Annotated in this window: 9 protein-coding genes; 3 read left to right on the plus strand and 6 right to left on the minus strand. The window is 72.9% G+C overall.

What is annotated here, in order from left to right:
* Positions 1 to 21: 21 nt before the first annotated feature.
* The 5 genes from ACZ7J0_RS21415 to ACZ7J0_RS21435 form a co-directional block, all read right to left on the minus strand.
* Positions 22 to 1,620: an acyl-CoA carboxylase subunit beta gene (locus ACZ7J0_RS21415; RefSeq protein ID WP_470889598.1), complete on the minus strand. Its 1,599-nt coding sequence runs from the start codon at positions 1,618 to 1,620 to the stop codon at positions 22 to 24.
* Positions 1,617 to 3,353: an acyclic terpene utilization AtuA family protein gene (locus ACZ7J0_RS21420; RefSeq protein ID WP_470889757.1), complete on the minus strand. Its 1,737-nt coding sequence runs from the start codon at positions 3,351 to 3,353 to the stop codon at positions 1,617 to 1,619. Before ACZ7J0_RS21420 ends, ACZ7J0_RS21415 begins: the two co-directional genes overlap by 4 nt.
* Before the next feature lie 26 nt (positions 3,354 to 3,379).
* Positions 3,380 to 4,171, minus strand: a complete 792-nt coding sequence (locus ACZ7J0_RS21425) for a TIGR03084 family metal-binding protein (protein WP_470889600.1) — start codon at positions 4,169 to 4,171, stop codon at positions 3,380 to 3,382.
* A 76-nt stretch (positions 4,172 to 4,247) separates the two neighbouring features.
* Entirely contained in the window at positions 4,248 to 5,192 is a 945-nt protein-coding gene (locus ACZ7J0_RS21430) for an EamA family transporter (protein ID WP_470889759.1), read from the minus strand.
* 290 nt (positions 5,193 to 5,482) lie between these two features.
* Positions 5,483 to 7,537 carry a HelD family protein gene (locus ACZ7J0_RS21435; protein ID WP_470889602.1) on the minus strand — a complete coding sequence of 685 codons (2,055 nt, stop codon included), beginning with the start codon at positions 7,535 to 7,537 and terminating at the stop codon, positions 5,483 to 5,485.
* A gap of 265 nt (positions 7,538 to 7,802) precedes the next feature.
* On the opposite strand from ACZ7J0_RS21435, the gene ACZ7J0_RS21440 reads away from it, so the two are divergent.
* Entirely contained in the window at positions 7,803 to 7,979 is a 177-nt protein-coding gene (locus tag ACZ7J0_RS21440; protein WP_468712007.1) for a hypothetical protein, read from the plus strand.
* Positions 7,980 to 8,259: 280 nt separating this feature from the next.
* Positions 8,260 to 8,607, plus strand: a complete 348-nt coding sequence (locus ACZ7J0_RS21445) for a hypothetical protein (RefSeq protein WP_470889604.1) — start codon at positions 8,260 to 8,262, stop codon at positions 8,605 to 8,607.
* 42 nt (positions 8,608 to 8,649) lie between these two features.
* Here ACZ7J0_RS21445 and ACZ7J0_RS21450 read toward each other — a convergent pair whose 3' ends face one another.
* Complete coding sequence (locus ACZ7J0_RS21450) at positions 8,650 to 10,287, minus strand: DNA repair helicase XPB (protein ID WP_470889606.1); 1,638 nt, start codon at positions 10,285 to 10,287, stop codon at positions 8,650 to 8,652.
* A 324-nt stretch (positions 10,288 to 10,611) separates the two neighbouring features.
* Between ACZ7J0_RS21450 and ACZ7J0_RS21455 the strand changes: the two genes are divergently transcribed.
* Entirely contained in the window at positions 10,612 to 11,472 is an 861-nt protein-coding gene (locus ACZ7J0_RS21455) for a poly-gamma-glutamate hydrolase family protein (protein ID WP_470889608.1), read from the plus strand.
* The last annotated feature ends 6 nt before the right edge of the window (positions 11,473 to 11,478 follow it).

Here is an 11,478-nt window from a genome sequence, read left to right on the forward strand (position 1 = left end):
TCGACTGAGTCATCAGGGGCCTCACATTCGGAAGACGCCGTAGCCGCCGCGCGCGCCTTCGACGGGGGCCGTGTGGATCGCGGACAGGCACAGCCCGAGGACCGTGCGGGTGTCACGGGGATCGATGACCCCGTCGTCGTACAGTCGCCCCGACAGGAACATCGGCAGGGACTCGGATTCGATCTGCTGCTCCACCATCGCGCGCAGCCCCGCGTCCGCCTCGTCGTCGTACGGCTGCCCCTTCGCGGCGGCCGACGCGCGCGCGACGATCGACAGGACACCGGCGAGCTGCTGCGGTCCCATGACCGCCGACTTGGCACTGGGCCAGGCGAAGAGGAAGCGCGGGTCGTACGCCCGCCCGCACATGCCGTAGTGCCCGGCGCCGTACGACGCCCCCATCAGCACGGACAGATGCGGGACCTTCGAGTTCGACACCGCGTTGATCATCATCGCGCCGTGCTTGATGATGCCGCCCTGCTCGTACTCCCTGCCGACCATGTAGCCGGTGGTGTTGTGCAGGAACACCAGCGGGATGTCCCGCTGGTTGGCCAGCTGGATGAACTGCGCCGCCTTCTGGGACTCGGCGCTGAAGAGCACGCCCTGCGCGTTGGCGAGGATGCCGACCGGGTACCCGTGCAGCGACGCCCACCCGGTCACCAGGCTCGTGCCGTACAGCGGCTTGAACTCGTCGAAGTCCGAGCCGTCCACGATCCGCGCCACGACCTCTCGCGGATCGAAGGGCGTCTTCAGGTCCCCCGGGACGATCCCGAGCAGTTCGTCCTCGTCGTGCTCGGGCGACATGAACGGCCCGGGTGCGGGCCGCGCCTTGCGGTGGTTCAGGCGGGCGACGATCCGGCGGGCCTGGCGCAGCGCGTCCGGCTCGTCGACGGCGTAGTGGTCGGCGAGCCCGGAGGTCCGGGCGTGCATCTCGGCGCCGCCGAGGGACTCGTCGTCGCTCTCCTCACCGGTCGCCATCTTGACCAGCGGCGGCCCGCCGAGGAAGACCTTCGACCGCTCCTTGATCATCACGGTGTGGTCGGACATGCCGGGGACGTACGCCCCGCCCGCCGTCGAGTTCCCGAAGACGACCGCGATCGTGGGTATCCCGGCCGCCGACAGGCGCGTGATGTCCCGGAACAGCGCCCCGCCGGGGATGAAGATCTCCTTCTGCGACGGCAGGTCGGCGCCGCCGGACTCCACGAGGGCGATGCACGGAAGCCGGTTGGCGTACGCGATCTCGTTCGCGCGCAGGGCCTTCTTCAGCGTCCAGGGGTTGGAGGCGCCGCCCCGGACGGTCGGGTCGTTGGCGGTGATCAGGCACTCCACGCCCTCGACGATCCCGATGCCGGTGACGATCGACGCGCCGACCGGGTACTCGCTGCCCCAGGCGGCGAGCGGCGACAGTTCGAGGAAGGGGGTGTCGGGGTCGACGAGCAGCTCGATGCGTTCGCGGGCGAGGAGCTTGCCACGCGCCCGGTGCCGGGCGACGTACTTCTCACCGCCGCCCGCGAGCGACTTCGCGTGCTCCGCGTCGAGCGCGGCGAGCTTGTCGAGCATGGCCGCGCGGTGAGCGGCGTAGTCGGGTCCGCCGGTGTCGAGGGCGGAGGCGAGCACGGTCACAGGAGTTCCTCCGGGATGTCGATGTGCCGCGAGCGGAGCCATTCGCCGAGGCCCTTGGCCTGCGGGTCGAAACGGGCCTGGGCGGCGACCCCCTCCCCGAGCAGACCGGTGACGACGAAGTTCAACGCCCGCAGCTCCGGCAGCACATGGCGTACGACGTCCAGTCCTGCGGTCTCCGGGAGGAGCGCGCGGAACCGGTCGACGGTCAGGGCGTGGGCCAGCCAGCGCCAGCTCGTGTCGGTCCCGGCCCAGACGCCGACATTCGCGTCACCGCCCTTGTCGCCGCTCCTGGCTCCCACGACCAGACCCAGCGGCGCCCGGCGGGTCGGCCCGCCGGGGAGCGGCGCGGGCAGCGGGGGATCCGGGACGGGCTCCAACGCGGCGGTGCGTACGGGGGCGGCGATCACCCGGCGCGACCCGTCCGGCAGCACCGCCGTGTGCGTGACCTCCCCCGCCGGGACGTACGCGGCCTCGAAGACGCCGTACGGCGAGCCCTTCCCCGGCGGCGCGGTGACATGGAAGCCGGGGTAACTGCCGAGCGCCAGCTCGATCGCCGCGCCACTCAGCGCGCGTCCGACCGCCTGCGGGTCGGAGTCGCGCACTACGAGCCGCAGCAGCGCGCTCGCGGTCTCCTCCGTGGCGGCGTCCGCCCGGTCGGTGCGGGCCAGCTCCCACCGCACATGGCCCGGGCGGGCCTTGGCGCGCGCGAAGGCGTCCTCGATCTGGTCCTTCACCAGCCCGGCCTTGGCCTCGATGTCGAGGCCGGTCAGGACGAACACGACCTCGTTGCGCCAGCCGCCGAGCCGGGTCAGCCCGGCCTTGAGGGTCGGGGGCGGGGCCTCACCGCGTACGCCGCTGATCGCGACCCGGTCGGGGCCCTCCTGGGTGAGCCGTACGGTGTCGAGGCGGGCGGTGACGTCCGGCCCGGCGTACCGGGCGCCCGCCGTCTCGTACAACAGCTGCGCGGTGACCGTGCCGAGGTCGACGACCCCGCCCGTACCGTCCTGCTTGGTGATCACCGAGGTGCCGTCGGGGTGGATCTCGGCGACGGGGAAGCCGGGCCGGCGCACGTCGTGGCCGGAGAAGAAGGCGTAGTTGCCGCCGGTGGCCTGGGTCCCGCACTCCAGGACGTGCCCGGCGACGACCGCGCCCGCGAGCCGGTCGTACTCCTCCGGGCCCCAGCCGAAGTGCCACTGCGCCGGGCCGGTGACCAGGGCGGCGTCCGTGACGCGGCCGGTGACCACGACATCGGCGCCGGCGCGCAGACAGGCCGCGATCCCGCCGCCGCCGAGGTAGGCGTTGGCGGTGAGCACGCCGTCGGGCGCGGGGAGCTGATCGCCCTCGACATGGGCGATCCGGACGGGAAGACCCAGGCGGTCGGCGAGGTCGCGCAGGGCGGCGGCCAGCCCGGCCGGGTTGAGCCCGCCCGCGTTGGTCACCAGCTTCACGCCCCGCTCCCGGGCGAGACCGAGGCCCTCCTCCATCTGCCGCAGGAACGTCCGCGCATACCCCGCGCCGGGGTCCTTGAGGCGGTCGCGGCCGAGGATGAGCAGGGTGAGCTCGGCGAGATAGTCACCGGTGAGGACGTCGAGCGCGCCCCCGGTGAGCATCTCGCGCACGGCGTCGAACCGGTCACCGTAGAAGCCGGATGCGTTCCCGATGCGGAGGGGGGCCGGTGCGCGCGGCGGGGCCCAGTCGTCGGGGAGCGCTCCTTCCACGGGCCGGCCCGGCATCGGGTCGTCGCCGTGAGGGCCGCCGGTCACCGGCCGCTCCGGGGTGCGCGGCCGGGGCCCGCCGGACCCGCGAAGGCCTGGGCGATCTCCAGCCACTGCGCCGCGTCGGCGCCCTCGGCGCGCAGGGCCAGGTCGTCGCGGTGCGCGCGCTGGGTGACGAGGAGACAGAAGTCGAGGGCCGGACCGGTGACGCGCTGGGCCGCGTCGGGGGGTCCGAACAGCCACTCCTCGCCGTCGGGGGCGACCAGCTCCACGCGGAACGGCTCGGCCGGCGGCTTGACGCCCCGTACGACATAGGCGTAGTCCCGGGCCCGAACCCCGATCCACGCCACATGCCGCAGACGGTCGGTCGGTTCGCGCACGGCTCCGAGCGCGTCGGCGACGTCCTGGCCGTGGGCCCAGGTCTCCATGAGGCGGGCCGTGCCCATGGAGGTCGCGCTCATGGGCGGGCCGTACCAGGGAAAACGGGCACCGGCGGGCGCGGCACGCAGGGCGTCCTGGAGCTGCTCGCGGCCGGCGCGCCAGTGGGCGAGCAACTCGGCGGGCGGCAGGGCGGCGCCTGTCTCCGCGCCCTCGTCGACGAACGAGTCGGGGGCGGCGGCGGCCTTCCGCGCCTCGGCGGCGAAGGCGTCGGGATCGGTGACGGCGAGGAGCGCGGCGCCGTCGGTCCAGGCGAGGTGGGCGATCTGGTGGGCGACGCTCCACCCGGCGGCGGGAGTGGGCGTGGCCCACCGCTCCGGACTCACACCCGCTACCAGGGCGTCGAGTTCCTGGCTTTCGCTGCGCAGATCGTCGAGGACGACGGCAGGGTCGGACACGGTGCGCTCCCCTCGGGACACGGCTGTGTGCCGAGGAGCATGGCAGCGCCCGGAGAAACAATCAAGCGTGCTTGCTTTACTTTTTGGCCGCTCCTGGCGGACCCGTGGGCTCCTCCGCCCGCTTGCGGCGCGCCGCCCTCGCGGGCATCTGGGAGCGGACCGCGCCCATGCTCGCCGCGATGACCAGGGCGATCGCCAGAGCGTCGGTGGCACTCAGCGCCTGATGGAGGACGAGGAACCCGGCGGTCGCCGCGATGGCCGGTTCCAGACTCATCAGAACGGCGAAGGTGGGGGCGGGGAGGCGGCGCAGCGCGAGCAGTTCGAGGGTGTAGGGCAGGACGGACGACATGAGGGCGACGGCCAGGCCGAGCCCGATGGTGGACGGCACCAGCATCTTGGAGCCGGACTCGGCGAGGCCGACCGGCAGGGTGAGCACGGCACCGACGGCCATCGCGAGAGCGAGCCCGTCGGCCTGCGGGAAGCGCCTGCCGGTACGGGCACTGAAGACGATGTACGCGGCCCACGCGGCGCCGGCGGCCAGTGCGAAGACGGCGCCGAGCGGATCGAGCCGGCCGAAGCCGCCCCCTCCCAGGAGGACCACGCCGGCGAGGGCCAGGCCGGCCCAGACCACATTGATCAGGCGGCGCGAGGCGACGACGGAGAGGGCGAGCGGGCCGAGGACCTCCAGGGTGACGGCCACGCCGAGCGGGATCCGGGCGGTGGACTGATAGAAGAGCAGGTTCATCGCGGCCATCACGGCGCCGAAGACGAGGACGGTCGTCCAGTCGGAGCGGGCGTATCCGCGCACCTTGGGGCGGCAGACGACCAGCAGGACGATCGCGGCGAGGACGAGCCGCAGGGTCACGACACCGAGAGCGCCCGCCCGGGGCATGAGCAGTACGGCGACGGCGGACCCGAACTGCACGGAGAGGCCACCGGCGACGACGAGGGCGACGGAGCCGAGGGTTCCGCCGCGGGGGGCGGGCGGCACGTCGGGCTGAGCGGCGGCGGCCTCGGGCAGGGCGACGGCGGATGCGGCGGGGGGCGTGGGCGCCGTGGGGGCGGGGGCCGGGGCCGGGGCCGTGCGGGGGTTGTTCGCCGTCACCGGAACGCTTCCTTCAAGATCGGTTCATCGGGGTGGACCTTTTAGTCCAAGATACTGCACTGGGGCGAGGGTGGTCTGTCGAGGCGGACCGGGGTCGGATGGTTCGGGTGGGTCCGCCCCGACGAACCCCTCCAACCCCCGTCGAACCTTCGCCCCGACGAACCCCACGAACCCGACGCCCTCGCCGCCCCCGACGCCCTCGCCCCCTACTCCCCCAGCTGCCACGGCAACCTCGTCGCGTGGAGCACCGTCAGCCCCGAGACCGCCCTCGTCAGGGCCACGTACAGGCGCCGAAGGCCCGTTCGTTCATCCGGCTCCGCGTCGACGACCGCCGTCGGCTCGTCCAGGACCACGTAGTCGTACTCCAGGCCCTTCGCCAGGGACGCCGGGACCAGCGTCAGCCGGGATTCCTGGGTCGTCTCCTCGCCCGGGGACAAGGCAGAGAGGCCCGCGGCCTCCAGGGCCGCCGCCAGGGACGGGATGCGCGGATCCGCGGCGATCAGGCCGATCGAGCCCTCATGGCGCAGGGACGCCACACAGGCCGCGACGACCGCCGCGTCCAGGTCCTCGACCCGCTCGACCGCGCGGATCTCCAGGGACCCCGGCGCCTCGCGGACCGAGGAGACCGGCGCCAGGCCCGGGGACATGTGGGGCAGCAGGCGTGACGCGTACGCGATCACCTCGCGCGGCACACGGAAGCCCGCCGTCAGCTCCTCGACCACCGCATCCGCCTTGCCCAGGTGCCGCAGCGCCTCCGCCCAGCTCTCCGTCGCCCAGGGCGTCGTGCCCTGCGCCAGGTCGCCGAGGACGGTCGCCGAGCCGGTCGTGCAGCGGCGGCCGACCGCGCGGTACTGCATCGGGGAGAGGTCCTGGGCCTCGTCGAGGACGACATGGCCGAGGGAATGCGTCCGTGCCACCAGGTCCGCCGCCTCGTCGATCAGGACCGCGTCCGCCGCCGACCACGTCGCCGACTTCACCGACCGGGCCGGCTTCTGCCACAGCAGGAGCTTCTGCTCGTCGTCGGTGAGAACGCCGTCGGCGTGCGCGGCCAGGAAGTCGGGCTCGGAGAGGAGACGCAGGACGAGCTTCGCCGGGTCCACCGGTGGCCAGAGCGTCTTGACGACCGCCTTCACCGCCGCGTTGCGCGCCACCGCGTCCTGGACCCGGTCGTCGGGCGCCTCGCCGGCCTGTTCCATACGGACCAGCACCGCGTGCGCGACGCGCTGCGGGAGGGCCTCGCGAGCGGCCCCGTAGCGGATGTCCCTTTTCAGCAACTCCTTGACGATCTCCTCGAGTTCGTGGGCGGGGATGCGCCAGCGGCGCGATCCCCGCACGACCATCAGCGGTTCCGTGGGCAGGGTGACGTGGGAGCGCAGCGCCCGCCGCAGCACCTCCGCCATCCGGGCGTCGCCCTTGACGACCGCCGTCGCGGCCTCGTCCGTCCCCCGCACCTCGACATGGGCGACCAGGTCGGCGACCGTCGCCTGCTGGACCTCCAACTCGCCCAGTGCGGGCAGCACTTGCTCGATGTAGTGGAGGAAGGAGTCGTTCGGTCCGACGACGAGTGTGCCGGTTCTGGCCAGCCGCTCCCGGTGCGCGTACAGCAGGTACGCCACCCGGTGCAGCCCGACGGCGGTCTTGCCGGTGCCGGGCCCGCCCTGCACGCAGACCGTGCCGGACAGACCCGAGCGGACGATCTCGTCCTGCTCGGGCTGGATCGTCGCGACGATGTCCCGCATCGGGCCGACGCGCGGCCGTTCGATCTCCGTCTGGAGCAGCTTGCTGGTCCGCGCGGCCTCCGACGGGTCGGTGAGGTGCTCGTCCTCGTACGCCGTGAGCTCGCCCCCGGTGTAACCGAACCGCCGCCGCAGCGCCACGTCCTGCGGGTCCTGCTTCGAAGCCCGGTAGAACGGCTGCGAGACCGGCGCGCGCCAGTCGATCACCATCGGGTCGCCCCCGGCGTCGTGGACGTGACGGCGGCCGATGTAGAAGCGCTGACCCTCCTGTGTCGTGTGGAGGTAGTCGAGGCGGCCGAAGAACAGCGGGGTGTGCGCCAGGTCGGCGAGCGCCTTGATCCTCTCCTCGATCTGGGCCTCCAGGACGACGGCGTTGACCCAGTTCGCCGTGACATCGCGGATGTCGAGGGCCTGGACGTCCTCCCGCATGGCGCGCAGCGCGGCACGGGAGGAGGTGAGGTGGGCGCGCTCGTGCGCCAGGGGATCCTGCGGATCCAGGGGGCGCTCGGGGTCGTGCGCGGGCACGGCTCAGCCTCCGGCTCGGGTTGCGTGGGTGCACGTCGTGGCTGCCGCCGGTTTCCGTCCGGACGGCGGCGCTCCGCGAAGGAGGCGGGGGAAGCTGGCGATTCTAGCCCCCGGCCACGGCCGGGTCGAACCGTTTTGTCTGCCGTCCGGGGGCCGCCCGTACGACCCGTAGGGGACGCCGTATGCCTGGAGTCGTACGCGGGCGGCGCCGGGGTTCAGTCCCCAGACCGACGCCGTTCGGGGTCCCGAGGACCACCATGGAGTCATGAGCACAGCAACCTTCACCCACGCCCCCGGCGCCACGGCCACAGGCGCCGGCCCGCGCCCCGCCCACCGGGTCGGCAACGCTCTGCGCGCCGCCAAGGTCTTCGTCCGCGCCGCCTTCAGTGTCGCCGTCCTCGGGGAGTACGCCGAAGAGGCCGGGGTCAGGCACCGCCACTGAGGCAGCCGCCCGCCGCCCCCGAACCGGGCCCGCCCGCAGGGCCACCACCGAACCGGCCCGCCCGCAGGACCGCCACCGAGCCGGCCCGCCCGCCGAGGCCACCACCGAGCCGGCGCACGCCGAGCCGGACACCGCCCGCGGGGCCGCCACCGAACCAGGCACCTCGCCGAGCCGGACGCCGCCGCCCGAGGCCGCCGCCCGCCGATGTGAGTACCCGCACTCCCCCGGCTGAGTACGCCCGCCGACGCCCGCGTCCTCCTCGCCCTGATGTGATCAGCACATGACGACGACGCCCGGCCCCGCTGCTCCCCAAGCCCCGGCCACCGCCACCACCCCCGCACCCGCGTCTCAGACCGCGCTGCGGTTGACCGCCCTCGGTGGCCTCGCCCTGCTCCTGCTCTCCTTCATCGCCACCTGCGTGATCACTCTGGAGGACTCCATCGGCGGCGATGGAGTCGCCGGTTCCGCCGTCACCGCCGCCATGTGGGCCCTGGGCCTCGGCAGCGTCCTCGGCGTGCTCGCCGCCGCCGTCCCCCGCGACGCGCTCGGCAGCGGACCGCGCTCCAAGGTCGTCCTCGTCCAGTACGTCCTGGCCGCCGCCGCCCCGGTCGTAGCGCTGCTGGACTGAGCCCGGGCCCCGGGCCCCGGGCCGTCCGCGCCGTCCGGCGCCTCAGCCCAGCAGCTCGTCCGCGTCCACGATCCGGTACGCGTACCCCTGCTCCGCCAGGAACCGCTGCCGGTGCGCCGCGAAGTCCTGGTCGATCGTGTCCCGGGCGACGACCGAGTAGAAGTGGGCCTGGTGCCCGTCCGCCTTCGGCCGCAGCACCCGCCCCAGCCGCTGGGCCTCCTCCTGGCGCGAGCCGAAGGTGCCCGACACCTGGATCGCGACCGTCGCCTCCGGCAGGTCGATCGAGAAGTTCGCGACCTTGGACACGACCAGGACCGAGATCTCGCCGTTGCGGAAGGCGTCGAAGAGCTTCTCGCGCTGAGCGTTGGAGGTCTCGCCCTTGATGACCGGAGCGTTCAGGTGCTCGCCGAGCTCGTCGAGCTGGTCGATGTACTGGCCGATGACGAGGGTCTGCTGGCCCGCGAACTTCCGTACCAGCGCCTCCGTCACCTTCCGCTTCGTCGCCGTCGTCGCGCAGAAGCGGTACTTCTCCTCCGTCTCGGCGGTCGCGTAGGCCAGCCGCTCCGTCTCGGTGAGGTTGACCCGCACCTCCACGCAGTCGGCCGGGGCGATGTAGCCCTGTGCCTCGATCTCCTTCCAGGGCGCGTCGAAGCGCTTGGGGCCGATGAGCGAGAAGACGTCGGACTCGCGGCCGTCCTCGCGCACGAGGGTCGCCGTCAGGCCGAGCCGACGGCGCGCCTGGAGGTCGGCGGTGAACTTGAAGACGGGCGCGGGCAGCAGATGCACCTCGTCGTAGACGATCAGGCCCCAGTCCCGGGAGTCGAAGAGCTCCAGGTGCGGATAGATGCCCTTCCGGCGGGTGGTCAGCACCTGGTACGTGGCGATGGTGACCGGCCGGATCTCCTTCTTCGTACCGCTGTACTCGCCGATCTCGTCCTCGGTGAGCGAGGTCCGCTTCACCAGCTCGTGCTTCCACTGCCGGGCCGAGACGGTGTTGGTGACGAGGATGAGGGTCGTCGCCTTGGCCTGGGCCATGGCACCGGCTCCGACCAGCGTCTTTCCGGCGCCGCAGGGAAGGACGACGACACCGGAGCCGCCGTGCCAGAAGCCCTCGACGGCCTGCTTCTGGTACGGGCGCAGGGCCCAGCCGTTCTCGGCCAGGTCGATCCGGTGCGCCTCGCCGTCCACGTAACCGGCGAGGTCCTCGGCGGGCCAGCCGAGCTTCAGCAGGGTCTGCTTGATCTGGCCGCGCTCGGAGGGGTGCACGGCGACCGTGTCGGGGTCGAGACGCTCGCCGACGAGCGGCTGGATCTTCTTCGAGCGGAGGATCTCCTCCAGGACCGGACGGTCGGTGCTGGTGAGGACGAGGCCGTGGGTGGGGTGCTTGGAGAGCGTGAGGCGGCCGTAGCGGGCCATCGTCTCGGCGACGTCGACGAGCAGCGCGTGGGGCACGGGGTACCGGGAGAACTCCACGAGCGCGTCCACGACCTGCTCGGCGTCATGGCCGGCGGCCCGGGCGTTCCACAGGCCGAGCGGGGTGACGCGGTAGGTGTGGATGTGCTCCGGCGCGCGCTCCAGCTCCGCGAAGGGAGCGATGGCGCGGCGGCAGGCGTCCGCCTGCTCGTGGTCCACCTCGAGCAGGAGTGTCTTGTCGCTCTGGACGATCAGTGGTCCGTTCACGCCTCACCCTTTCCGTACGGCCGCCTCGTCCGGTCGCCGGTCGGCCAAACATCCAGTGTCGCTCATCGCGTACGCGGAGGGGTACGGGTGCGTGCGCGATCAGCGGTACGAGCGGGTACGGGAGGAGGGGGTGCGGGCTTCCGTGCGGCGCCGGGGAGGGGTACGGAATCCGGCCACCCCCGGGCCCGCGGGGGCCCATGCCCGGGCTCTGACGGCGGCCGCCGGGGCCGCGCGCGGAGGCAGTTCCCGCGCAGGTCAGCCCGGGTGCTAGGTTCCCTCAGCACTTCCCACGCGGCATGTCCGCATCATTGGAGGGGGAACCTCATGTCTCAGCCACTCGCCAGCCGCAGAACCATCCTGACCGGCCTCGTCGCCGCCGCCGGGGCCCCGCTCCTCGCCGGCTTCAGCGCCTCCCCGGCCGCCGCCGCGGACGACCTCTACCCGTCGAACACCGAGCTCTACAAGGCGACCGTCGAGGGGACGGACTTCGGGCGCCGCTTCAAGCGCCACGAGCTGTTCGACAACGACAAGACCAGCACGCCCCGCCCGATGCTCACGACGATCCTGGCCATTCACGGCGGCGGCATCGAGATGGGTACGTCCGAGCTGTGCCTCGGGATCGCGGGCTACAAGCCCAGCGATCTGTCGGTGCTCGCGCCCGGGGCGCCGGTGTACGACTACTGGATGCTGGAGGGGCTGCGGTCGTCCAACAACGCTCCTCTGCACGTCACCGCCTCGCACAACGACGACCCCATGGCCCGGTCCATGGTCGCGGCGAGCGCGAACGCGCTGAGCCTGCACGGCTGTACGGCCACCCAGGCGGGCGCCCCGGCCAACGCGCCCGAGGCGGTCGTCGTCGGCGGGCTCAACGCCGCCTTCCGTTCCCTGCTCACCACCAACCTGCGGCAGGCGGGCTTCCAGGTGCTGACGGGCGACCCGGAGGACCTCAACGGGGATCTGCCGAACAACATCTGCAACCGCACCCTGCTCGGCGAGGGCGGCGGACAGCTGGAGCTGACCACGGAGCTGCGCCAGAGCCTGTTCGCCCCGGACAAGTTCAGCGGCGCCACCAACCGCGCCAACAACACCAACGCGCGGTTCGACGCGTTCGTGGCCGCCTGCCGGGCCGCCATCGCCTCGCACGAGGCGACGCTGCTGGCCCGCCCCAGCCTCTTCACCGCCTAGGTGCAG

The organism is Streptomyces sp. NPDC038280, assembly GCF_055600045.1.

Excerpts from the sequence above, each read along its gene's own strand:
- ACZ7J0_RS21420 (WP_470889757.1), bottom strand. The coding sequence starts at position 3,353 with ATGCCGGGCCGGCCCGTGGAAGGAGCGCTCCCCGACGACTGGGCCCCG.
- ACZ7J0_RS21440 (WP_468712007.1), top strand. The coding sequence starts at position 7,803 with ATGAGCACAGCAACCTTCACCCACGCCCCCGGCGCCACGGCCACAGGC.
- ACZ7J0_RS21445 (WP_470889604.1), top strand. The coding sequence starts at position 8,260 with ATGACGACGACGCCCGGCCCCGCTGCTCCCCAAGCCCCGGCCACCGCC.
- ACZ7J0_RS21455 (WP_470889608.1), top strand. The coding sequence starts at position 10,612 with ATGTCTCAGCCACTCGCCAGCCGCAGAACCATCCTGACCGGCCTCGTC.